The organism is Paenibacillus sp. YSY-4.3, from assembly GCF_054767475.1.
Window position 1 is genome coordinate 128,452 of sequence record NZ_BAABMC010000002.1, and the last position, 23,174, is coordinate 151,625.

Genomic DNA, 23,174 nt, shown 5'->3' on the forward strand with positions numbered 1-23,174 from the left:
CAGCTATATTGTTCATAGCCAAAGCTCGCCTGTATCAAGGATTTTCCTTGTTCAAAGCGAGCTTTGGTTTTATTTATGCACCTTTGGGCCATATTTGAATGTGTCTACGGTTCAAGGGTTCAAGGGTTCAAGGCGGATAAATCATCTAATATTCTGAGTCTTCCCGCAGGTGTCCAACTCCACAAAAACCAGTTGGATACAAAACTAACATTATTGTTACGTACTGCAGCATTGTTCTGCCAAGCCTGACTTCCAGCGATCCTCCGAAACATTTGCTCGCTTCCCGCTTGAAGATGGTGCTTGTGAATGAACAGCCTCTCCGTATCCAACTGCGGCAGTGCATCCGGGCTTCCCTCCCATCTCCATGCATCAACCGGCACTTGGGCGCCAGGCAATAAGGCAAGCTCATGATACAGCAATTCGTTGAGTGGATGATTAAGCTTCCCTTGGATGCGAACAGAATCATGTGTCACCTGCATCACGGTCACCCGGTGCTCCTCCAGCTGATGATGCAGCATTCCGCGCAGTTGTACCGTGCGAAGCTCAAGCAGCGACAATGTCTTCTTAGCCGCAGTCTCCCGGTTAACCAACTCAGCTACCTCTAGATAATTAGCTTTCCAATCCCAGTTAGGCGAATCAATATGTACAAACGGTGCAACGGCGGATAGCCGGTCCTTGAACGGTGCATGGTAATGATCGCCGATTATAATATCGGGCCGGGACATCTGCAGTTGAGCCCATTGCTTTTGCGCTATCGCATTCTGCTCCTCAGCATCAAGACCGGGGTACGGATACAAATCAATAACACTGACCGGCTTGATTCCTAGCGAGGATACATATTCTTGGAATCCTAACGATGAAGCGACAGCTACCCTCAGCTTGTCCCTTTTCATGAAGATGGCTGGAGAGATTTTTACGATACGCTGAAAAATACGGCTGAAATAAAATTCGCTGCTAAAACCTACCGCAACGGAAACCTCCTTAACCCTGTTCGTCTCATCTGCAAGCAACGTTTTGGCTTTCTCGATCCTTAAGCGGGTAAGATACTCTACAGGACCTAGCCCCATTGTTCTCTTGAAAAGACGGGAGTACGCTGCTGCGTTTATATCGGCAACTTCAGCTAACTGCTGAATATTCATTTTCTCTGGGTACATGCTTTCCATATGTGCAATGCTGCGAGCAATACGGGGATCCATGTCATGACGACCTTTCTGATCCTGGCATTTGAGCTCATATATCAGCTTCTCCAGTTCCATGCGCAGCGAATAAGCGGCCTCCGTATCCATGCCGGAACGGCCCTTATACTGCCGGTACATCTCTAATATGGATCGATGAGTCCGGCAGGGATCATCCAATCCATTCCGAACGGGAAGTACTTGTGTCATAAGAGGAAGCATCTCTATTGTAGAACGCGCCCCTGCTTTTTCTTGAATGAAGCAAGCTCTAAACATGATGAGGTATAACTCGGAAGGTTCGGATAATTCCAGAATATGTACGTCTGTCCCCGGAGGCAGATAATACAGCTCATAAGAAAGAAGCTGTTCAGCTTCCCCATCAAGCAGTACCTTCCCGCCGCCTTTCGTAATATAGAGGAGGGTATGCGTCGGAACCCGGTATTGACTGCGCTTGGACAGCGGAGCAAGAACGCGCTTGCGCACCGAAGATAATAAATATATAGGATGATTTTCTTTATTCCTGAAGATCATTTGAATGCACCAGCCCTTTGCCATAGCATACGAAGCATATAAGGAGCGCCGATAAGCGCTGTAACGATACCGACAGGGATTTCATAAGGCTGAAATACGAGCCGGCCCGCGAGGTCAGACAGCAGCACGAGCAATGCTCCGCATAACGCGGCCGTAGGAATTAATCTGCAGCTCCGGCTGCCAACCAGCCCTCTTGCGATATGCGGTCCCATTAACCCTACAAAGGTCACCGTTCCAGCCATTGAGACCGCAGCCCCGGCCAACGCAACAGCGATCAGGATGAACAAGAAGCGCATCTTCTCCAGACGAAGGCCGAGTCCGATTGCTGTATTTTCACCCAATTGAAATAAATCAAGCGACCGCGACATCAACACAAGTACTGGCAGTAAAACGGCGACCCAGGGCAATAACGGCCATACATGAACCCATGTTCGGCCATATAAGCTCCCCGCCATCCAAATCGTCGCCTGTGTTACACGTAAAACCTCGCCCAAGGTCAGTAAATAGGATACGATCCCTCCTGCCATCGCTGAAATGCCGATGCCTACAAGCAGAATACGGTCGGAGACCCCTGCCTTTCCCTTTCTCCAGGAGAATATGTAAATGAGCGCGGCGGCCAATAATGCTCCGCCAAAGGCAGCAAAAGGCATCATTCGCATAGGTAAAGAAGGAAGCAAGACAATGACGGCCACGGCGGCAGCGGCAGCTCCGGCATTAAGTCCAAGCACGCCCGGAGAAGCGAGCGGATTTCTCGTAATGCCCTGTAGTATAGTGCCTGACAGAGCCAAACCGCAGCCAGCCAGTAATCCGACGCAGGCCCGGGGCAGTCGAACCGTTCGAATCGCAAAATCGTATTCCCCGCTTCCCAGGCTCAGCGCTGTTCTTATTGCCTCAACAGGCGGAATCAGCCGCTCGCCCAACATGAGATGAAGAAGCAGAACCGCAAGGTTCAGTAAAATTAGCAATATCAGCACCAACGGCCATCTTTGTGCGAATATACTCCACCTCATGGTGATGCGACCTCCTTTGCTTGCGTCAAATAAATTAACAAAGGCGCTCCCAAAAAAACGGTCACCACGCCGACCGGAATCTCCTGTCCAGGGAGAACAAATCTAGCAGCCACATCAGCGATCAATAATAGGGCGGCACCAAGGCAAGCTGAGTAAGGGACAAGCCAATAGTGGTTACTCCCGACGATAGCACGGGCGATATGTGGAACCGCCAGCCCAATAAAGCCAATCGGTCCGGCGATGGCTACAGAGCTGCCTGCCAGCAGCATAACAATACCGATAAGTACTATTTTGGAAGCAACGACGCGTTGGCCCAGCCCTCCCGCTACCTCTTCCCCCAAACTAATTAAGTTGAGCGATCTGCCCATCATCAAGGCGGCCATTGTTCCGACCAGCATATAAGGCAGCACCTGCAGAAAAAGCCCCATATCCCGCCCTGTTAGGGAACCTGCCAGCCAGAAGCGCATCGTGTCCATCGATTGCTGGTTCAGAATCAATACTCCTTGCGTGAGTGCGGCCAGCAATAAATTCAATGTGGCCCCGGCAAGCACAAGTCTCGTGGGAGTCAATCGTCCGCTTCCCATTGATCCTAGCAAAAATACCGTCAAACCAGCGGCTCCTGCTCCTAGAAAGGCCGACCAGATATAAAGCTGAAGCGAAGAATAGTGCAGTAAAAAAATCATGATGACTGCGGCCAGTGCGGCCCCATTATTAACCCCGAGCAAGTCTGGACCGGCCAGTGCATTGCGGCTCAGCGCCTGCATGATCGTTCCGGCGATCGCGAGCGAGCTGCCAACCATAAGCGCAATCAGCGCGCGGGGCAAGCGTATATCACGAATGATTAACTGCTCCATGGAGCCATCGAAATCAATAAAAGCATTCCATACAGTCACTGCCGGAATATGTACAATGCCGTACATCAAACTCGCCGTAAAAGCGGCAGCAACAAGTAAACATAGTCCCCCAATTCCAAACCATCTGAACATACTTTGCCTGACACCCCATCCACTCACTTGTTCAACACGCAAGAGATTGGATTGACCGTTAGGCAACCCAATCTCTTGCGGACCCCATATTCAATTGAATCAATACTCCCCGACATAACGAAACAAATCATCGACAACCTTGTTCACAGCCTGCATGCCTAATCCGCTCATCCAAGTCTCCCAATCGACTTGATGCACGTTCTGGTTTTGTACTCCTTCCAGCTTGCTCCAAAGAGCTGATTTCTGCAGTTTCTCGAAGCTATCCGGCTCTCTGGAGAACCAGATCAAGACATCCCCATCCAGCTCCGCCAGCTGCTCCTCCGTCACATCCTTGGAGAAGCCTTCTGCCAATTGAGACTCAGGTCTCTGAATGCCTGCATCCTTCATGATGCTGCCGCTAAAGGTTTGCTCCAGATATACTTGAATTTTATCCTCACGGGTACGGAACAAGGAGACTACAACCGGCGCCGGCTTCGCAGCTACCTTCTCCTTGAGCTCTTCGATACGCCGGGTATAATCCGCCAGTAATTTCTCTCCCGCGTCCTCTTTGCCTACAGCCTTAGCATGAAGCTGCAAGTTTTCTTTCCAAGTGACCCCCAAGGTTTCCACAAATACCGTAGGGGCAATCTGGCGCAGCTGATCATGAATCTGGTCATGGGTGTCTTTATTTCCAATGATGAGATCCGGCTTCAAACTATCGATTCTCTCCAAATTAGGCTCGTTGACGGAGCCGATATTATCGATCCCGCTTGCGTCAGACAAATAAGCCGGATACGGAGTTCCGGGGTCCAATACGGACGGCGCCCCCACTGGCTTGATTCCAAGCGCCAGAAGATTGTCCAGCGCACCGATATCAAGCACGACAATGCGGCCAGGATTCGCAGGGATGCTCACTTCGCCATAGGCATCCTGTATAGTAATCTGAGAGGCCTGTATGCTGCTGGATGGGCTATTCCCCCCACTGTTCCCCCCATCCGGTGCTGACTGAAGTGCTGTAGTGCTCCCTTTCGCACAGCCTGCGACAATAATGGCCCCGCATGTCAGCAAAGCTATAAAAAAGATGAATCTGTGCATCCGACTTAACATAAAAACAATCCCTCCAACAAACCACCAATAATGATAATCATTATTAATTAGAATATATGACCAGTCCCATCGCTGTCCATGCAAAAAAAATATAATTTCATATACTTTTTTGAATCAGAAGAAGGAGCTTAAAAGTTATAAAGAATGATGTATATGCTGGGCGTACTATAAAAAAGAGCTCCCTTCCAATGCCGGAGGGGAGCTCTTGCTGTATTCAGGCTATTTATTATCCCAAATAAAAGTCGATTAATGTCGTGAATAAAATAACTATGCTGATCACTTGATTCAAATTGTAGGAGGCGATCTTCATCACCTGGCGGTTGCCCGGCTTAATGATGCGGTGCTCCGTAAGCAGGAGAACAACGGCAATGCCGATCCCGATGCCGTACGTCCAACCGAGCCCCCGCAGAGGGATAAGGGCGAGCAGCAGCAGGATCATCGTTAGATGAAGCACCGCAGCGATGCGTAGGCCGTTCTTCAGGCCGAAAAAGCTAGGAATCGACCACAACCCGTAATTTCGGTCGAATTCGATGTCCTGTGAGCCGTAGATGATATCAAAGCCCGCGATCCACAGCATGACGATTGTTCCAAGCACGAACGGTGTAAACGCGAATTTGCCGGTCACGGCAAACCAGGCGCCGATCGGCGCAGAAGCGATTGTGAATCCCAGATACAAGTGGCTTAAATATGTAAAGCGCTTCGTGTAGGAGTACGACGAGATCAAGAAAATCGCCACAGGGGACAACAAAAAGCACAGCGAATTCAACATCGCGGAGGCCACGATAAAGATGCCGTAGTTAATAACGACGAACAGCAGCACCTCCTTCGCCTCCAATAGCCTTTGCGGCAAATGGCGGTGCGCCGTGCGCGGGTTCCGAGCATCGTATACCCGATCCACGACGCGATTAAAGGCATTGGCTCCATTGCGCGCAGCGACCAGGGCGATAAGACCCCAGATCATGACACGCGCGGATGGCAGCCCGTTCGCCGCCCAGACCATCGATATGATGGCGAAGGGCAGGGAGAACAGCGTATGCGAGAACATAACGAGTTCGCTGTACAGCTTGATTTTGGACCCGACTCTGCGGGCGTATTGCATAGTATCCACACTCCTTGACACAGTAGGCATCGGGCGCCATTCCGTCCACGAGACGGGCCGTTTCCGCCTTATTCTATTGATAATGACGCCATATATTGAGAAAAATCGATCGTTCATTTCAATGAGATCACATTAACGAGCGCAGCGTCTCTTCCAAGGCTGTCAGGATGCTTGCGACATCCTCCTCCGTGATGACAAGCGGCGGCTGAAAGGCTAGGACGTTGCGATCCACGCCGTTTTTGCCGATGATGAATCCTTTATCCTTCATCAGCTCCAATACATCATCTACCAGCGCTGCACCGCACGCCGTATCCTCCCCGTGAAACTCGGCACCGATCATCAGGCCGGCTCCGCGTACCTCCGTAATGGATTCCGGGTAGCGAGCGGCCAGACTGCGCAGTCCTTCCTGCAGGATGCCCCCAAGCTGCTTTGAACGCTGCACCAATCGGTGCGACTCGATGTAGTCCAACACCGCCAGGGCGGTTACGGCCGATACCGGGTTACCGCCGAACGTGGACGCCGAAGGCCGGTTGAAGCTGGCGGCGATCTCGTCCGTCGTGGCGAATGCGGCAACCGGCACGCCGTTGCCGAGCGCCTTCGCCATCGTGACGATATCCGGCTGCACGCCGTAATGCTCGATCGCGAACATCTCCCCCGTCCGGCCGAAGCCGGTCTGGATCTCGTCCGCGATGAAGAGCACGCCGTGCTGCTCGAGCAGCGCCTTCACTTCGGCGAAATACCCTGCCTGCGGCACGATAATGCCCGCGTTGCCCTGAATCGGCTCGGCGATCATGGCGGCGATTTCACCGCCCTGCTCCTCGAGCACCTTCTTCAGGGCAGCGAGGGAGCGCTGTGCCGCCTCGTCCCCGCTCATTCCCCGTTCATAAGGCCGAGGAATGAATGTCACATCCCGATCCGCCTCCAGCTGCGGATCGGTCCGCCACATGCGCAGCCCGGTCACGCTCATCGTTAAATAGGTACGGCCGTGCAGGCCCTGCTCCAGCGCGATAAAGCCCCTTTTTCCCGTGTGCAGACGGGCCAGCAGCAGAGCACCTTCATTGGCCTCTGAACCGCTGTTTACGAAAAAGGTACGCTTCAGCTCGCCAGGCAGCACCTCCGCCATGCGCTGCGCCAAGTCAGCGTTCGGCTGGGTCAAATAGATGGTGCACGTATGCTGGAGCGTTCTCAGCTGCTCCTCCGTGCGTCTAACGATGTCGGGGTTGCAATGGCCGCAGGCTACGACAGATACTCCCGCAAAAAAATCCGTATACCTCCGCTTCTCGTGATCATATAAGTACTGCATTTCCCCTTTGACGATTTGCGGCGGAGTGCGGTAAAAATGACTCGTGCACGGGTAGAAATGCTGCTGACGTTGTTGAAGTATGTGATCTGGTCCGCTGTATTGCACCATTTTCGTTTCCACTCCTTTTCTTTTGGTGGTGAATATTAGGCCCAATACAATAAACATTTTGCGCTTTAGATTGCTTTGGCATTTAACACTGACGTTGGCAATCACTTTTTCGCTGCAGTACTTGGCTTTGTTGCCTAATTTCCGCTTGAGAACATCGGCATAACATTGCGCTTGAACTTAACATTTGTAGGATTATCGATTTTCGTCACTTATTGCTCAGCCTGGCCCTTGGGCTACCCCTTTACCATACGCGTTATGCTGTGACTGCAAGATTACTAACTGCATTTTAGGTAGTTAAAAATGAATCATTGTGGTATTTCCGCCTATCTAGATGCATTTCTTACAGTTAAAATCAGGTTTCCGATAGAAATGAATGAATATATCCTAAATTAAATGTACGAAATGCAGTTAGTCCCGCCCAAATCGTAGAAATCTCATAAACTAACTGTATAAAATACAGCTAGTTTATCGCATCTTGGCTGGATCCTTTGTCCGTTCTTGACCCTACACCTACACCTACACCTACACCTGCACCTGTACTCGCTCTTGCTCCTCTTCTTGCTCTTCCTCCCCTTCACAAGCTCCTCCTGCAGCAGTTTCAGCCTGCCCCGCCGCACCGCCGTCGAACTGCAGCGCTCCCAGCGTATATCCCGCGTAAAACGGGGGCATTCCGGCAAACAACTCCCCGGCAGTTTCAGGCTTCTCTATAGCGGCTCTATAAACGCTAACGATCGACTTCAACTGCTCCGGCTGATAGGTCGCGCCTTCAATTCGGCAAACTGCCATCCCCGCATCCTGCAGCTCTTTCATCACGGGCAGCAAGCACAGCTCCTTGGCCAGCATCAAATGGCAGCGGCCATGGACGTCGCGGTAGACCGGGTTCTCTCCCTTGTCGGTCATCAGCACCAAAATGCGGTTATCGACGTACCGATTGTCCTCCTCGGCTATCGGCTCGAACACCTCTGTGTTCTCGTACAAATCATGTTCCATGTACATTAGGGCTGGCGAGCCGTGCACGACGACCTCCATTGGAGCCGCCGCGTTCCCGAGCAGTTTGGCCAAATCATAGAGCGGGAGCTCGAGGGAAGCTGTAAACCGCTCTACGCCAAGCTTCGCATACATCTTCGCGGCCAAATGATTGAAAATATTCAAATTGATATCGCCCACGAGCGGATATCCCTTGGAGGCGAATTTATGGATGGCCCCGAGGTTCGTCACGAGTATGCCGTCAATCGGCAGGCGTTCTCCAGACAGCAGCCCGTCGTACATCTCGAAGTGCAGCTCGGTCATCATTCGCGGCAGACCCAAATACAGCTTGGCTTTCCCTTTGATCGCAGCCAGCTGTTTGATCTCCTGCTTCGTGAACGGACGATCCGGCTCGAACACATCGCCCGACAGGTAAACATGATCCGCCCCGGACTCGAACGCTGCTCGCGCTTGGGCCGCATTGTTCACATGCACGGACAGCTCCATTTGTCTGCCTCGTTCCATTCGTTTACCACGTTCGGTTTGTTTGGCTAGATCGGTTTGTTTGTTCCAATTACTCCGTTTACCCTCATACTGCCCCGTTCCACTGCTTGCCGCAGCCTCGGCGAGATACGCTGCAACCTCGCCCAGCCGTTTGTCTCCGAGCCTCCGCTCTTCCGTCGGCGTGCTGAATACCTTACCCGTGCTATAAAATTTACCCGTCCCCTCATAGCGTTTATTAATGTAGGACAGCCCCGGACGGCCAAACGCATAACCGGTAGACAAATCACGTTTGCGGTTGTCGTACAGCAGCTCAGTATCCCGGCTCCGTTCAAAACCGGCCGGATCATCGATATACCGGTCGATTGCGTCTCCATACGCATTAACCAGCATCAGCACAAACTCTGTGTCGCGCATGCGCCCTTCGATTTTAAAAGACGTCACCCCGCCATGAATCAGTTCAGGAATGTGCTCGTACATGAACATATCCTTCACGGCTAGCGGATATTCGGAAGGATACACGAAGCCGTCCTTCTTCACCCGGTAGTCCCAGCGGCACGGCTTCAGGCACTTGCCCCGATTGCTGCTCATCCCGAACACAAGCGAGCTGAAGTAGCAATTCGCCCCATGCACGGAGCACATGTCGCCGTGAATGAAGTATTCCAGCTCCATGCCGGTCGTCTCCCGCAAATACCGCGTGGTCATCAGATCCATCTCCCTAGACGTGACGACCCGAGTGACGCCCATCTGGCTCAGAGCCTCAATCATCTCGCGATTATGCACGTTCATCATGACCGAGGAATGCACGGGAAGCTTCAAGCCCATTTCCTGAATAAGCGCCAGTACAGCAAAATCCTGCACAATGATGGCATCCGGCCCTGCCTGCTCCAGAAAACACAAATATTCCCGCGCCTCTTCAATTTCCCCTTCGTTAAGCAGGTTGTTTACCGTGACGAACACTTTTTTGCCCAAGCCATGGGCTAGCTCAATCGCCTCCTCCATCTCCGGCCGGCTGAAATTATAGCCTTTGCGCATCATGCGCATATTGAGGCTCGGTCCACCGAAATAAACGGCATCGCAATTGGCGCGAATTACTTCCTTGAAGATTTCAAACGTTCCCGCCGGCGCAAGCAGCTCGACTTCTTTTCCATTAAAATAACGTGCCACAGCGTTCCTCCCCTTCCTACCTGCATCTAAGCTGTAAATTTGTAATTTATTTCACTAAAAAACTGTCATTTAAATAGCTCTTTGTTTCGCGAACGCGGTCACAGTTTATCCCTCGCCCCCATCCTTTTTTACATCAAAATTCTATACGCCAGCACGCCGGCTGCCAGTATTGCAAATGAAAGAATGAACCAGGTGTCGCGGCGCTTCCAGACGAGCAAGTGATATTCCGAGCGCGGCGCACCGATCCGGTAGCCTCTCGATTCCATCGACAGCACCAGTTCCTCGGCCCGGCGAAAAGCCCCTACCGTCACCGGAACGAGCAGGGACACCAGCATCTTCCCTTTCTCTTTCCACGGCAGCTCCCGCAAATCGGCGCCCCTGGCGGCCTGTGCCTTCACAATCTTCTGCGCCTCATCGAGAATCGTTGGAATGAAACGCAGCGCAATGCTCATCATTAAGGTCAGACGCTGCGCGGATAATCCTACGGTCTCAAGCGGCTTCAGTACGCCAGCCATGCCTTGGTTCAACAGCCCGGGCGTCGTCGTAAACGTAAGAATCGCGGTAAAAGATACGAGCAGCGCCATCCGCGAAGCCGAGATCAGCCCAAGGCTGACTCCTCCGGAATACAGCGTCCATGAGCCGATCTGCCACAGCGCCGTTCCCTCAGTCACCGTAAAGCACTGCACGGCAAAGATAAACACCATCAGCACCCAGAGAGGCTTCGCCGCCTTGACGTAATACTTGAGAGGAATCTTCGTTGCCGTCATATAAGCGAGGGAAAAAACAGCGGCGACGCCAAGCACAGGCCATGAGCCGACAGCAACGATCGCGATGAGATACAGCACCATAGCCGTCAGCTTCGCCCGCGGGTCGAGGCCGTGAACCCATGAACCGGTATCGATGCTCCGGCCGATCAGCAGTTTTCCCCTCATGCCAATCTCTCCCCTCTGTCTCTTAAGGCGCCTCCCCCCGAGAATACCTCGGCAAGACGTTCAGCCAGTAATTCCGGCGTTAAGCACGGCTTCTCCGCCTCTAACCCGTACTCGGCCGCCAGCCTATTCCATAGCATGATGCATTCCGGAAGGGCCAGCCCTTCCTGCTCCAGAAAGGCGGCTTCCCTGACCATGGCATCGGTCGGCCCCTGAAACAACGTCCGGCCGCCTTTCATCACGATCCACCCGTCCACGTAGGGCAGCAGTTCTTCCATCCGATGCGTCACGACGATAACCGTCTTGCCCTGCTCCCGGTGCAGCTTCGACAACAGAGCTGCGAGCTCGGCCCGGCTCTGTGGATCAAGGGTAGCCGTCGGCTCGTCTAGGGCAATGACCTCCGGGTCCATGGCCAAGACGGAGGCAATGGCTACCTTGCGCATCTGGCCGCCGCTGAGCTGGAAAGGATTCCTCAGCAGAATCGATTCATTCAGCCCAAGCAGGGACAAGGCCCATTTCGCCCGTTCCTTCGCTTCCGCGAGAGACATTCCGAAGTTGAGCGGTCCAAAGCAAATATCCTTCTCCACCGTATCCTCGAACAGCTGCTGTTCAGGAAATTGAAACACGAGCCCGACCCGCCTGCGCAGCTCGCGCATTTTCGGCGCCTTCTCCTGGGCGCCTATCAGCAAATCCAGTACCTGCACGCACCCTGCGGTCGGCTTCAGGATACCGTTGAAGTGCTGCAGCAGCGTTGACTTGCCGGAGCCTGTCGTGCCGGCAATCCCCATAAACGTTCCGGGCTGTATATGGAGATTGACACCCTCCAACGCCCCGCTTCGCCATAAGCTGCGGTCATCGTATGCATAGCTGACTTCCTCGAATGTAATAGCCATAGTCACCGCCTCCTCGTTTGCCGGCCATGGAGAATGCCTTCTCCATCCATCCCACGCTTCCGTAATTCCTGCAGCAACCTGATCCGGTAAGGCGCGATCAAGCGGCAAGCCTGCAGCAGCTCCTCATCCTCGAACAGCTCCGCCGGAGCTGCATCGGCAGCAATGGCCCCGCTCCGGAACACGATCGCCCGGTCCGAGGCCATAATCTCTTCCGCATCATGCGTGATCGAGATGAGCGTGTAATCACCGCTGCTGCGCATGTCCCGCCAAATATGCAGCAGTTCGCCGCGCGCCTTCTCATCCAGCATGGAGGATGCTTCATCGAAAATTACGATGCCTGGCTCCATCGCCAGGATCGAGGCGAGGGCTACACGCTGCTTCTGCCCCCCGGACAGCTCCGCCGGGTGCTTGGTCAGCAGATGGCTGATTTCCAGCTTCTCGGCGTAACGCTTGACCCGGTCGATCATTTCCTCGCGGGAGAGGCAGCGCCCTTCCAAACCAAAAGCGATATCCTCTTCCACCGTGGAGCCGATAAACTGGTTATCCGGGTTCTGGAACACCATGCCGATCCGGGGACGGATATCCCAGACCGAATCCTGCGTCAGCTCGTGCCCTTCTACCATGATCGTGCCGCTATTTGCGGCCAGCAGACCGCCCAGCAGTTTGGCAAGGGTCGATTTGCCGCAGCCATTAGGCCCGACGATCGACACCCAGCTTCCGGAGCCAATGCGGAGCGTCACCTCATCCAGAACCGGGGCATCCGGCGCATACGCGAAGGAAACTCCGTTCAACTCGTAAGCGAATGTTGCTGCAGCCATCTCCTCACCCCCTTAATCCGTCAAAAAAGCTTCAAACAACGACAATCTGGAAAGCGCAGGAATCAAATAACGAACCGCGATCCCAACCGCAATACCCGTCAGTACCCCTGTAATGAGAAGCATCGGCAAGTAATAGAATATTTTCGTTGTCAGGAAATACAGTGATGCGGCGGTAAGCTGCCCGATGTTATGGGCAATCCCCCCGACGATACTTATGCCAATCATGCTAAGTCTCTTACGTCCTACCAAGAGCAGAAACCACATCGCTGCGAAGCTGAATAGCGCACCCATAATACTGAACAAGAAGCTGGAAAACGTACCGAAGATAAACGCGGTTAGCAGCGTTTTTAGCAGCACCATCATCAAGGCGTCCCTCGCCCGCAGGAAATAAAGACAAGTCAGCACCATAATATTCGCAAGCCCCAGCTTGGCGCCAGGCACGCCCATATTGATCGGAATCAGCGATTCAATCAGGCTCAGTACGACCGCAACGGCGGCGAAAATCGCAACGATTACCGTTCTTTTCAACAGGAGAGTGGATGATTCGCCGCCAAGCGTTTTCGGCGCGGCTGGTTTATTTAACGATGGCATCGATCTCATCTCCTTCCCCGGAAGCTCCTTCAATTTCCACGATCATTTTGTGCGGGAGACAGACGATCGTGCCTCCGTTGCGCTGGACAAACCCGAAGGTCAGGCATACCTGATCAGGACAGTCCGCCTCAATCATTTCTATGCCATAATCATGCACCTTCAAAATGTTGAGGCCATCCTCGGTTTCAATTTCAATGATTTGCTCCTCTTCCGTGAGCTCCACGGATCGTACCAGCTTGCCATCGACCTTGATATTTGCGACAAGCGGATTGTCATTGTGATTGTTTTCACTTAAATTTCCTAAAAACCACCTTGGAACAAGAAATGCCATGGCAATGACAACAATCAAGCCGATCAGCAGGATATCTCCACGTTTCATAGAGAAAACTCCCTTATTTTTTGATTATATAAATCTTAGATGATCTCATTATAACCCCTGTTCAATGACTAACCTGTGCGATTTCTCTCATTTTCCCAGTTGTCACAAATCCCTCACTTTATAAGGATTTTAATGGAATAATCATTACTTTGTGAAAAAAAGCACTTTAAACATTTTCCCACCCTTGATACAATAAATTTGAATGAATCAATTTAGAAGCAAATGAAATGAGGCGGCGTTTATGAAGCACAATAGACTACTTACTTTAGGATTAACGCTACTACTATCAACGGCTCTATTGGCTGGCTGCGGCACAAATTCAGGCCTGCCCAAGGATTCCGGCGCATCCGGCGATAAGACGGCAAATGCGCATGAGACTATGAAGCCAATGGGAGAGACGTTCTTCATATTCGACACCGTCGTCAACGTGAAAATATACGATGATCGCGCAACACGGCAGCATTTTAACGAGATTGAAGCCTTGCTGAATGACATCGACGGCAAAATCAGCCGCACGCTGGAGAGCAGTGAAATTTACCAGGTGAACAGCCAATCCGGGAAGACGCCCGTAAAGATCTCCCCCGAGACGTTCGAGCTGGTCGAGAAAGCACTCGACTACGCGATGCGGACGGACGGAAAGTTCAATCCCGCCATCGGCAATCTGGTTACGCTGTGGAATATCGGCCATGAAGGCGCCAAGGTACCAGACGCTGATCTGATCGAAGCCGCCAAAGCGCTTAGCGACTATCATTTAATAGAAATGAATGAGTATACGCACGAAATCTATTTGCAAAAAGAAGGCATGGCCATCGACCTCGGCTCCATCGGCAAAGGCTACGCGGCAGACGCGATTTACGAGTATCTGGAGGCGCAAGGCTTCAGCAGCGCGATCATCGATCTCGGCGGCAACATCTTTGCTATGGGCGAGAAACCAGGGGGCAAGATGTGGAACATCGGTATCCAGGACCCGGGCAAAGAACGCGGTAACTCTATCGGCACAATTCAGGTGGCCGACAAGACGATCGTCACCTCAGGCATCTATGAGCGCTTTTTTATCGAGGAAGGTAAGCTTTATCAGCATATCCTCGACCCAGGGACCGGCTATCCGGTAGACAATGGCATCAGCAGCGTTACCATCGTGACAAAGTACTCTACCGATGCAGATGCGCTGTCCACGTCGCTATTCGTACTCGGCATCGAGGACGGATTGAAGTTCATCGAAGATACGCCGGATACGGAGGCCTTGTTCATATCCAAGGAGAAGAAGCTGTATGCTACGTCCGGTTTCAAGGACATGTTGAATAAAACGAACGACAGCTATTCCTTTGCCAACTAGCCGCGGGATGAATGGCCCGATGATAGACTCGTAATGCCCATGCTCAGCCTGCGCGTCGGCAGACCATCGTCATGCTGAATACGCAGTGTACAGTGCATGACTGAAGCGGAATGCCCGCATCCCACCTTCCCGCTTCAGTTATGACTGGAGCGGGATTTTATTTTCACGAAACACTCTTGCTTTAACGGTTGAACTATAGTATAATGATAATTTGAGTTGCAAACCGCTTTTAAAATGTAGTTCCTCACAAGATTATAGCCCTCCTATACCTGACCAGGTATGAAAATTCCTTTGAATGACCCAAAGTAAGGATTTAATGGATTTCTGATTCACACTGGCGCGGTCATCGGAGCCGCAAGGACAAAAGAGAGGTAGGGCTTTTGTTGTTTTAGAAAATGATTGTGGTTGTAGTCTGAGCAGGAACCAAAGTTGTTCTTCCCGTGTACAGGAGAACAGTAAATATATAAAGCACAAACGCCCGTTTCCACATTAGCCGTGGTAACGGGCGTTTGCTTGTGTAGATTTCTAATTAAGCCTAATAGTCATCTTATAACTTAATCTCCTCCCTCGTGCCACAGCTCCAACGGCAGACCGACCAACGCTTTTCCAATCCATTCCCTTGCGATGTTATTGGAGGGCCCCATCGCGATTCCCGCCCGCGCATCCCGGAACAATCTTTCGAAGATGCCTTTTTTATATCCATAGCCTCCCGTCACGTCAAGGGCGGCCTTCGTCGCTTTGTTGGCTACTTCAGCCGCATGGATTTTGAATTCCACCAAGGGGAGGAGCAGCTCGACCTGCGGACGTCCCTGCGCCTGCAGCTCATCCAACTGCTTCGCGAGCGAAATTTGCCACGGCTTCAAGCTTTCGACTAGTACTTTTACTTCCGCCAGCTGCTGGCGAATAATCTGATAGTCCGCCAGCCGCTTGTTGAAATCACGGTGGACCATTCCTTTTACGTAGTTGACCGAGGCTTCCAATGCGGCTTCCGCGACCCCAAGCCAAGTCGAGCCCAGCCCGATCAGGTATACCGGAGAGACGCCGCTTTCCAAAATTTCGCGGCCTTGCCCTTCCGTTCCAAGCTTATCCTGGGAAGAGACCCGAACCCCTTCGTACGTAATAGGTCCGCTGTGGTTGCCGCGCACGCCGAGCGCTTCCCAAACCCCCGGCTTAATTCCCGGAAGCTTGCTGTCGACAATAAAAAAGCTGACATCCGTCGGTGTTTGCGCCCCCGGAGACCTCGTTTGAAATACATAGAAATCCGCTTGACCGGAACTGGTCGTGAACGATTTTTCCGCATTCAGGATATAGTCTTCGCCGTCCCGCGAAGCTTCGCTGAAATTAAACCACCAATGTCCGCCCGAAGCTCGTTCACTGGTCGAATAAGTACCGATCGAGCCTGCCCGGACAGGCCCAAGCCAGCGTTCTTTCTGGTCTTCATTGCCGTATAAGGCTATGGTTTGCACGGCTCCGACATGCATGACATAGACCAGCGAAGTCGAAGGGCAGCCTTTGCCGATTTCCTCCGCGGCGATTGCAAAGGCAACATGATCGAGACCTCTTCCCCCAAAACGCTGGGGAATGAGGACACCGTTCCAGCCGGCCTCCGCCAACGCCTCCAAATTTTCTTTCGGGAATTTCCCCTCCCGGTCGATTTCCTCCGCGCGAGGCTTGATGACCCCATCGACAATCGTACGGATTTCATCGCGAAGCTGTTCATAATCCGGCTGAATGCCACTTGCGCCGGTTTGACGAAGATGTGTGCTCATACATGAATTCCTCCTAACGTTTTATTTTTACTACAAGCTCAAGTAGCCGACGCACTAAGCAAAGCCGCTTCCTTCTCCCTTACGAGTGGAAGTACCTTTTCTCCAAACGCCTGGATATCTTCATCGTAGTGCAGGAAGGCCGTAAGAATGAGATCGACGCCGGCTTTTTTAAGCTCGATGATGCGGTCCGCCACCTGTTCGGCCGTCCCGACCAGCCCGGTCTTGAACCCGTCATTGTACTGGACCAGATCATCGAAATTCGAGTTCGCCCACATGCCCTCCCTTTCCGGGGAAGCTTTGCCCGCGAATTGCACCTGGCTGCGGAAGCCCTCGACCGCCTCGGGATCGGCATGGGCGATAATTTCGCGCAGAACCTGCCGCGCTTCCTCCTCCGTATCCCTAACAATGACGAAGGCGTTCGCACCGAAATTCAACTTGCGATTCCGCGCGGCAGCCAAACGATTCACCTCCTCAACCTGGCTGCGGAATCCTTCAAGCGTGTTGCCGTTCATGAAATACCAGTCCGACACATTGGCCGCCATCTGGCGAGCCGCCGCGGAATTTCCGCCCTGAAACACCGGAGGGACGACATGCGGTTTAGGCTTGTGAGGAGCCGACCGGATCCGGTAAAAATCCCCCTGAAAGTTCGTTTCCTCCTCAGTCCACAGTTCCTTCAGCACACGGATAAATTCCTCCGACCTCCGGTACCGCTCGTCGTGATCCAGCCAAGGCTCGCCGAAACCATGAAATTCGCCTTTGAACCAGCCGCTGACGATATTTACAGCCGCTCTTCCTTTGCTGATCTGGTCGATGGTGGATATCGCCTTGGCAATCGTTCCGGGATGCCATAAGCCCGGCAGGACGGCCGCGATCAGCTTCAGCTTCGTCGTGACCGGAGCCAACGCCGACGCGAGCGCGATGGCTTCCAGCTGGTTCTCTGCCCCATAGCTGGCGATAAATCGGGTCTGAAGCAGTGCATATTCAAAACCCGCCTGCTCGGCCAACTGCGCGTACCTCGCATTGTCTTCGAAGGACCAGCCCGTTTTTTGCGGAATTTTAGAAATGACCAAGCCCCCGCTTACATTCGGTACCCAATAAGCAAACTTTAAAGACATAACGAATCACCTCTCCTTTGAATTAAAACTTATAGACAAGAGCATCAGCCCTTTTCTAACAAAGCGGCAAAGAAAAGACACCTGACCGTCTTGCTTCAGGCGCCTTTAGTGGACTAATCGGCATAGGATATGCGGTTATTTCCGGCCTTCCGGTTTTTACTAGATCATCAAGCTGCCCTTGCTGTTGGCTTTCAAGAGCCTCCAGATCGGATCGGTCAACGCCTCCTTGTCGAAGCGGTTGTAGTGATTGGCCAAGCCCCGAATCGGATCTCCGGCATAAAACTTTTCGTACAAAAGATGCCTTGCCCCGAGCGGACTGCCGATCAGATCCCAGGCCAGCTTAAACAGCTCGACCTTTTTCTCCGCACTCACGCTCGCTCCTTCGAAGTAAAGATGCATCAGTTTCGAGATCGGTCCGTAAAAATCTTCGATCCCCGACGGAGTTTGGACAAAGCCGCCGCCTCCCACTTGCTGCAAAATTTCGATCGCTCTAGGATAATACTTGGTTCCCAGACTTCGGGCGGTTTCGATATAGGACAAGTCCGGCACCAATACCCCTGATTCATCCGGCACCGCCTTCGCTTCAGACGCAATAGTCAGCGCCTTGATCGCATCGATCTGCGTGAGCAGTTCCCCTAACTTCTCCTGGATATGAAGAAATCCCGTGACCCCGATGGCTTCCGCGATTGCGAACGTGATGCCGGCGACAAACTCCAGCTTGGCGACAAAACGCACGACATTTTGGTGGAATGCCAGTCCGTTAGCCGTCCGATTGGCCCGAAGGGCAAGCACTTTCTCCGGATCGCCGTACAGCAGCACCCTTTCCCACGGGATGAGGACATCATCGAAAAATAGCACCGCATCCATTTCGTCGTACCGGTAGCTAAGCGGATGATTTTGTTCGCCCGCATCGGCGAAGGATTCCCTGCAGACGATATGCAATCCCGGCGAGTTCGCCGGCACGATCAAGACGTGGGCATGTTTTTGGTGCTCGGCTTGAAACTGCAGAAAGGAAAAGATGACAAAATCATGTGTATATGGCGCGCCCGTTGCGATCATCTTGGCTCCCCGGACTACGATGCCTTCCGATGTTTCCCGCACGACATGCAGGAATCGCTCGGCAATGCGCTGATCGTCGAGCCCACTTGAGCGGTCAATTTGCGGATCGATGATAGCCGTCGTCAAAAACAAATCACGGTCCCTAGCTTCCTCATAGTACGCCGAAATTTTCACCCCAAACGCCGGGTCCAACGTGGAAAGCTGTTCCCGTGCCGCGTACCATCCCGTAATAAGAGACCGCGCATAATCGGATAATCGGCTCATCATGCCGTTCGTTTCCGCCGACCAGCAAGAGAAGGAACGGCTTCTCTGCTGCAGTTCCAGCTGCGTATACGGAACGAGGAACGCACTGTGGGCATACCGCTCTTTTTCAGTTACCCAGTAACCTACTTTATCTTGCTGTGAAGGATCATCCAGCATATTAAACAAGGTTTTAATGGTGGACAACGTCCCTTTGAAGGCCGAGTGCTCGGGAACGTGAGCGATTTGCTTGCCCTCCAGCCACACACTGCGTCCGTCATGAAGGCTCTCTATAAACTGATCTCCCCGCAAATGAACCCTCCTTCCTTTTTAAACTTAATTATTCCGATTGATTTTTACGTATTTATTGATTATTATAGCTATCATCCAATTTCTATCAATAATCAGTATTTCTGGATTTGACGGTTACCGAACAGATATCGGCATTCCGTCGGTTTTCGCCCCAATAATCCACAATTCGGTGCAAAGTGGGGGCCGCGGGTCAAAAAACTAAACGGTTGTCTATGAGGTGATTGGGATGAGTAGTCTTCGGGCGGGGGATCGGAGGATTATCCGTACAAGGATGATGATTTATGAGGCGTTCTTGCGTTTGCTGCATAGGAAGGCGTATGAGGAAATCAGTGTGATCGATATTGCGGAAAAAGCGGATATCAACCGGTCGACGTTCTACGCCCATTTCGTTGACAAAGCCGACCTGCTGCAAAAAATGATGGCGGATAAGCTGGATTTGCTCACCGAATCCATTAGAAGCTGCGCGGCTCCTTCCGCAGTTGTTCCGTCGTTTCATGCGCCCGATCCGATTTTTTTGACTCTTTTCGAGCATGTGTCCGAACATGACTACTTCTATCGGGTGATGCTTTCGAAATCCCCCGCTGGCGATTTTCGGAGCAAATTCATCGAAATTATCCGCGAAGGTTTTTTTGAGCGGCTGTCGAAGCTGGATCTGGATCAGAAGCTGCAGGTGCCGCTTGATCTTTTGCTCGATTATATCAGCCTGTCCACCGGCGGCATTATGGAAAAATGGTTATCGGACGATAAAATCTACTCACCGCACCATATGGCCCTTCAGCTCACCCGAATGAGCGCACTTGGCATTTATAAATCGATGGGATTGCCAGAATCCCAGCACCCTTGAGGGGCAATTTTACGGCAAAAAGCCTGTCCCAAGTTCGACCCTTGGGGCAGGCTTTTCGCTCGCATCTGTATTATTCTTTTGAAGTCTTACACTTACTCTTACTTCGTCAGATTTTATTTAAGTAAGAGCACACCGATAACCTAATAAAGTATTGTATTTGTCTCTGATTCATACTGTTGTGGCTGTAAGCGAGCATGACCAAAAATTTTCAATCAAGTGTAGACTAAGGGTGTAATCTTTCTACTGGTTTCTCTCACCACTTGTAAATAGTTCCGATGTTATAATTAATTTAAAATTTATTACTAATCAATTATAAAAAAATCATCTTCTATATGACCATCAAAAGTAAACAAGATCTTATACATGCCAATGTTCTTACCCTTGTATCTTATGGGGATGACAACATGAACATGATTGTAATTAAGTTCTGGAAAATTATCAAATGTAATTGATACTGATTGAACTTCGACTTCTAAAAACGCTGGATCATAATTCGGGAAATTCTCTTCAAATTCTTCGGGATCCTCCTCACTGTACAATTTAATATTTTTCCAAAAACCCTCAATTGCTCTCCTTACGACCTGCATTTTATCCATCCATAATTTCATAGATGTAACTTCAATGAGACTCTCCATAAAGTACCTCCGGAAGTTTATATATGTGTTTTTTCAAACACTTCAAGTATATGTCCGAGGATTTACCATCTTTTATTCTCACTTATCTTCAAAACTTAAAACATCGTCCATAACCTCACCCTCAGGGTTAAGAGGGGGAATATTATAGTAACAAATACCCGTTTCATTCGGCACTGGGTGGGGATAAAAGAACACCTTGAGGATTGCCGCCCCCATCTTAACCTTATTGAAAAACAATATAAAACAAGAAAGCTTTTTTGTTATCAGTTGAAGAGAGTAGGTAGTATACGAATGAATCTTTTTTATCTTCTCTCACATAGAATGTCGATTTATACTCTATAAATCTTACTAGTGTAGCGAAAATTGTTCTAGACGCATTTAAGTTAAACTCTTTTAGTTTAATCACAATATTATACTGACCATCATTATATTTAACAGAATAGTCTGCGATATTATCCTGCCTTTCAAGGAGGTCCGTTGTCTCTGACCAAATCCCTATCTCATATTCAATATTTAAACTTTCTGATAATTTTAGTAATACATCCTTATTCATATTTTCTTATCAACTCCACTAATAACTACCTGCCTCATCTCAAAGGTATAGGCAGAAATCGTTCTTTCCGTGCAAGGGAATAGTAAACTATATTGTGACTATTGCGACTAATCTATCTTACCAAAAGAAAGTATATGAACCTCAAACCGAATCTTTAGCTCAGACAATATTGCAATGTTTTCTATGGATAGCTCAAATCCCATTTATCCATACTCAGAGTTAAGATATAATCCTATAACAGCATCATTACAGGTTTGTGTTATGCGTTGTACGTTTTCTTTTTGTAGCTGATTGAGAAGTCTTGTGATTACTTCGGAAGGCTCCTCTCCCTCATTTAAAACTTCTTTATACATCCATTTATTTGAATCAGCTCTTGTATTAATTGCTTCACTAATGACTTGTCCTTTTGTAATAATTTTTGAAGGGGTTATCTTTAGTATGTTATGTATTTCGTCCATAGTTAGTGAGCTATCAATAAAACTAATCGTGCAATTACCTTTTAGACTCAAATTGGCATCCCTCTCTATATTTTAGATATTTCAATCATTTTATTGCTAAAGTGTACGAGAATCTTAGATCCTGATGAAAATAGAATTTCGTGAGACAGGACATCCTCGTTTACATCTAGTATTTCCTCGTACCCCCAATCACCAAATCCATGAGGTCTAACTGCAGCATCATTCTCAGAATAATCAACTTGAAGTTTGATAATCTTCTTATAAAGAATACGCCAACAACTCTCTCCGTCCGTTAATGTTATTTCTACATTCATCGGTCTTTTAATGCTTGTATCTAGTTGAATAATTTTAACTTCGATCAGATTGGAATCATGAAAGCTCCTAGAGTTATATAAATCAAATACCTGTCTTGGCAATTTATCTTTTAACTTTTGAAATCGCTGGTTGTATAGAGCTTCGTTTTCATCCCATTTGCGGTTCGCTTCGTTTCGTTCTTCTTCACCTTCACTGTTTATCTTAGACCACAATTCGTCTGTAAAATACTGCATCTTAATCACCTCTGCAATCATAAAGGCTGTAGAGTTTTTGAGCCTTATAAAATAATTTTTCTCTCAGCTTTCTATCATTTTCTTGAGGGCTTGGTTTGCGAATTTCAAGTAAGGCATCATTAGAAACTGCATGCTGATCTATTGCAAATTCAAGCGATGTATACGCTCGGTATTTTAATAGTGTTACGACCTGTTCCTTGTCAAGGATTCCTCCATTTCGGACAATTTCTCTATACTTAAAAGCAACCGATTCTTTTATAAATGCCTTACTAAAAAAGATTTTTTCTAAATTTAAGATTTGATTTAATTGAATTCTGTCTGTTTTCAATGCATCAATAATTACACTTTCCAGCCCTAAATACTTACTTTTCGTATAAGTCTCAACGATTTCTTCAAGCAAATCTTCGCTGATATACCTTGTATTCGTTTCCTCATATTTATTCTTAAAATAATCCCATGCTATATGCTCTTTCACTGATGAATCCAAATCAACTAAGTGAAGAACACTATAGAGTCGAGCTAATTGTTTCTTATTAATACTTCCATTTAGCTCTAGCTGTTCACTAAGCTCATGCTCCGAAATGATATCATTAATTTCAGCAGCCAGTTCACTTAAACTTAGCTGATCACTATCCAATGATTCGCTTATTTTTAAAAGGAGACTATTGTTCATACTTCCTTCCCTTTCTAACCACCCTTCAGTTGTCTTATCCCGCCTAAGTTGTTGCTATGCGTTGGTAGGTAAAAGAGACCTTGAGGTCGC

General features: G+C 50.0%; 22 protein-coding genes. 2 read left to right on the forward strand and 20 right to left on the reverse strand.

The window, feature by feature from the left end; genetic code table 11:
- Positions 1-119: 119 nt before the first annotated feature.
- The 12 genes from ACYUJT_RS07480 to ACYUJT_RS07535 all read right to left on the reverse strand — a co-directional run bounded on the left by ACYUJT_RS07480 (position 120) and on the right by ACYUJT_RS07535 (position 13,542).
- On the reverse strand, positions 120-1,658 hold the full coding sequence (locus ACYUJT_RS07480) for a helix-turn-helix domain-containing protein (protein WP_460320099.1): 1,539 nt from the start codon (positions 1,656-1,658) through the stop codon (positions 120-122).
- Between the two features lie 44 nt (positions 1,659-1,702).
- Positions 1,703-2,716 (reverse strand): FecCD family ABC transporter permease, encoded by a 1,014-nt coding sequence (locus tag ACYUJT_RS07485; protein ID WP_460320101.1) that lies wholly within the window; start codon positions 2,714-2,716, stop codon positions 1,703-1,705.
- Entirely contained in the window at positions 2,713-3,702 is a 990-nt protein-coding gene (locus tag ACYUJT_RS07490) for a FecCD family ABC transporter permease (protein WP_460320103.1), read from the reverse strand. Before ACYUJT_RS07490 ends, ACYUJT_RS07485 begins: the two co-directional genes overlap by 4 nt.
- Before the next feature lie 99 nt (positions 3,703-3,801).
- Complete coding sequence (locus tag ACYUJT_RS07495) at positions 3,802-4,788, reverse strand: ABC transporter substrate-binding protein (RefSeq protein ID WP_460320105.1); 987 nt, start codon at positions 4,786-4,788, stop codon at positions 3,802-3,804.
- 226 nt (positions 4,789-5,014) lie between these two features.
- On the reverse strand, positions 5,015-5,887 hold the full coding sequence (locus ACYUJT_RS07500) for a UbiA-like polyprenyltransferase (protein ID WP_460320107.1): 873 nt from the start codon (positions 5,885-5,887) through the stop codon (positions 5,015-5,017).
- Positions 5,888-6,014: 127 nt separating this feature from the next.
- A complete protein-coding gene (locus tag ACYUJT_RS07505) occupies positions 6,015-7,298 on the reverse strand; it encodes an aspartate aminotransferase family protein (protein ID WP_460320109.1) in 1,284 nt (427 codons plus the stop codon).
- A gap of 522 nt (positions 7,299-7,820) precedes the next feature.
- Positions 7,821-9,932, reverse strand: coding sequence for a peptidase U32 family protein (locus ACYUJT_RS07510; RefSeq protein WP_460320112.1), 2,112 nt, complete (start codon positions 9,930-9,932; stop codon positions 7,821-7,823).
- A 128-nt stretch (positions 9,933-10,060) separates the two neighbouring features.
- Entirely contained in the window at positions 10,061-10,864 is an 804-nt protein-coding gene (locus ACYUJT_RS07515; RefSeq protein ID WP_460320114.1) for an energy-coupling factor transporter transmembrane component T family protein, read from the reverse strand.
- Entirely contained in the window at positions 10,861-11,754 is an 894-nt protein-coding gene (locus ACYUJT_RS07520) for an energy-coupling factor transporter ATPase (RefSeq protein WP_460320116.1), read from the reverse strand. Before ACYUJT_RS07520 ends, ACYUJT_RS07515 begins: the two co-directional genes overlap by 4 nt.
- A 2-nt stretch (positions 11,755-11,756) precedes the next feature.
- Complete coding sequence (locus ACYUJT_RS07525; protein WP_460320118.1) at positions 11,757-12,572, reverse strand: energy-coupling factor transporter ATPase; 816 nt, start codon at positions 12,570-12,572, stop codon at positions 11,757-11,759.
- A gap of 12 nt (positions 12,573-12,584) precedes the next feature.
- Positions 12,585-13,163 carry a Gx transporter family protein gene (locus ACYUJT_RS07530; protein ID WP_460320120.1) on the reverse strand — a complete coding sequence of 193 codons (579 nt, stop codon included), beginning with the start codon at positions 13,161-13,163 and terminating at the stop codon, positions 12,585-12,587.
- Complete coding sequence (locus ACYUJT_RS07535) at positions 13,147-13,542, reverse strand: NusG domain II-containing protein (protein WP_460320122.1); 396 nt, start codon at positions 13,540-13,542, stop codon at positions 13,147-13,149. The genes ACYUJT_RS07530 and ACYUJT_RS07535 overlap by 17 nt, the downstream gene beginning before the upstream one ends.
- Before the next feature lie 241 nt (positions 13,543-13,783).
- Here ACYUJT_RS07535 and ACYUJT_RS07540 point away from each other — a divergent pair, with 241 nt between their 5' ends.
- Positions 13,784-14,878, forward strand: a complete 1,095-nt coding sequence (locus ACYUJT_RS07540; protein WP_460320125.1) for an FAD:protein FMN transferase — start codon at positions 13,784-13,786, stop codon at positions 14,876-14,878.
- 554 nt (positions 14,879-15,432) lie between these two features.
- Here ACYUJT_RS07540 and ACYUJT_RS07545 read toward each other — a convergent pair.
- The 3 genes from ACYUJT_RS07545 to ACYUJT_RS07555 all read right to left on the reverse strand — a co-directional run bounded on the left by ACYUJT_RS07545 (position 15,433) and on the right by ACYUJT_RS07555 (position 19,373).
- Positions 15,433-16,647, reverse strand: a complete 1,215-nt coding sequence (locus ACYUJT_RS07545) for an acyl-CoA dehydrogenase family protein (protein WP_460320127.1) — start codon at positions 16,645-16,647, stop codon at positions 15,433-15,435.
- A 38-nt stretch (positions 16,648-16,685) separates the two neighbouring features.
- Complete coding sequence (gene sfnG / locus ACYUJT_RS07550) at positions 16,686-17,762, reverse strand: dimethylsulfone monooxygenase SfnG (protein ID WP_460320129.1); 1,077 nt, start codon at positions 17,760-17,762, stop codon at positions 16,686-16,688.
- Between the two features lie 159 nt (positions 17,763-17,921).
- Positions 17,922-19,373 (reverse strand): 4-hydroxyphenylacetate 3-hydroxylase family protein, encoded by a 1,452-nt coding sequence (locus ACYUJT_RS07555; RefSeq protein ID WP_460320131.1) that lies wholly within the window; start codon positions 19,371-19,373, stop codon positions 17,922-17,924.
- Between the two features lie 226 nt (positions 19,374-19,599).
- On the opposite strand from ACYUJT_RS07555, the gene ACYUJT_RS07560 reads away from it, so the two are divergent.
- Positions 19,600-20,217: a TetR/AcrR family transcriptional regulator gene (locus ACYUJT_RS07560; protein WP_460320133.1), complete on the forward strand. Its 618-nt coding sequence runs from the start codon at positions 19,600-19,602 to the stop codon at positions 20,215-20,217.
- 302 nt (positions 20,218-20,519) lie between these two features.
- Here ACYUJT_RS07560 and ACYUJT_RS07565 read toward each other — a convergent pair whose 3' ends face one another.
- The 5 genes from ACYUJT_RS07565 to ACYUJT_RS07585 form a co-directional block, all read right to left on the reverse strand.
- Positions 20,520-20,852, reverse strand: coding sequence for a hypothetical protein (locus ACYUJT_RS07565; RefSeq protein ID WP_460320135.1), 333 nt, complete (start codon positions 20,850-20,852; stop codon positions 20,520-20,522).
- Positions 20,853-21,075: 223 nt separating this feature from the next.
- Positions 21,076-21,405, reverse strand: a complete 330-nt coding sequence (locus ACYUJT_RS07570; protein ID WP_460320138.1) for a hypothetical protein — start codon at positions 21,403-21,405, stop codon at positions 21,076-21,078.
- 203 nt (positions 21,406-21,608) lie between these two features.
- A complete protein-coding gene (locus ACYUJT_RS07575) occupies positions 21,609-21,914 on the reverse strand; it encodes a DUF4279 domain-containing protein (protein WP_460320140.1) in 306 nt (101 codons plus the stop codon).
- 14 nt (positions 21,915-21,928) lie between these two features.
- Positions 21,929-22,432, reverse strand: coding sequence for a hypothetical protein (locus ACYUJT_RS07580; RefSeq protein ID WP_460320143.1), 504 nt, complete (start codon positions 22,430-22,432; stop codon positions 21,929-21,931).
- A complete protein-coding gene (locus ACYUJT_RS07585) occupies positions 22,413-23,084 on the reverse strand; it encodes a hypothetical protein (protein WP_460320144.1) in 672 nt (223 codons plus the stop codon). Before ACYUJT_RS07585 ends, ACYUJT_RS07580 begins: the two co-directional genes overlap by 20 nt.
- Positions 23,085-23,174: the final 90 nt, after the last annotated feature.

Coding starts and splice junctions, on each gene's coding strand:
- ACYUJT_RS07485 (WP_460320101.1), bottom strand. CDS start 2,716: ATGAGGTGGAGTATATTCGCACAAAGATGGCCGTTGGTGCTGATATTG.
- ACYUJT_RS07490 (WP_460320103.1), bottom strand. CDS start 3,702: ATGTTCAGATGGTTTGGAATTGGGGGACTATGTTTACTTGTTGCTGCC.
- ACYUJT_RS07495 (WP_460320105.1), bottom strand. CDS start 4,788: ATGTTAAGTCGGATGCACAGATTCATCTTTTTTATAGCTTTGCTGACA.
- ACYUJT_RS07500 (WP_460320107.1), bottom strand. CDS start 5,887: ATGCAATACGCCCGCAGAGTCGGGTCCAAAATCAAGCTGTACAGCGAA.
- ACYUJT_RS07505 (WP_460320109.1), bottom strand. CDS start 7,298: ATGGTGCAATACAGCGGACCAGATCACATACTTCAACAACGTCAGCAG.
- ACYUJT_RS07515 (WP_460320114.1), bottom strand. CDS start 10,864: ATGAGGGGAAAACTGCTGATCGGCCGGAGCATCGATACCGGTTCATGG.
- ACYUJT_RS07520 (WP_460320116.1), bottom strand. CDS start 11,754: ATGGCTATTACATTCGAGGAAGTCAGCTATGCATACGATGACCGCAGC.
- ACYUJT_RS07525 (WP_460320118.1), bottom strand. CDS start 12,572: ATGGCTGCAGCAACATTCGCTTACGAGTTGAACGGAGTTTCCTTCGCG.
- ACYUJT_RS07530 (WP_460320120.1), bottom strand. CDS start 13,163: ATGCCATCGTTAAATAAACCAGCCGCGCCGAAAACGCTTGGCGGCGAA.
- ACYUJT_RS07535 (WP_460320122.1), bottom strand. CDS start 13,542: ATGAAACGTGGAGATATCCTGCTGATCGGCTTGATTGTTGTCATTGCC.
- ACYUJT_RS07540 (WP_460320125.1), top strand. CDS start 13,784: ATGAAGCACAATAGACTACTTACTTTAGGATTAACGCTACTACTATCA.
- ACYUJT_RS07545 (WP_460320127.1), bottom strand. CDS start 16,647: ATGAGCACACATCTTCGTCAAACCGGCGCAAGTGGCATTCAGCCGGAT.
- sfnG (WP_460320129.1), bottom strand. CDS start 17,762: ATGTCTTTAAAGTTTGCTTATTGGGTACCGAATGTAAGCGGGGGCTTG.
- ACYUJT_RS07560 (WP_460320133.1), top strand. CDS start 19,600: ATGAGTAGTCTTCGGGCGGGGGATCGGAGGATTATCCGTACAAGGATG.
- ACYUJT_RS07565 (WP_460320135.1), bottom strand. CDS start 20,852: ATGGAGAGTCTCATTGAAGTTACATCTATGAAATTATGGATGGATAAA.
- ACYUJT_RS07570 (WP_460320138.1), bottom strand. CDS start 21,405: ATGAATAAGGATGTATTACTAAAATTATCAGAAAGTTTAAATATTGAA.
- ACYUJT_RS07580 (WP_460320143.1), bottom strand. CDS start 22,432: ATGATTGCAGAGGTGATTAAGATGCAGTATTTTACAGACGAATTGTGG.
- ACYUJT_RS07585 (WP_460320144.1), bottom strand. CDS start 23,084: ATGAACAATAGTCTCCTTTTAAAAATAAGCGAATCATTGGATAGTGAT.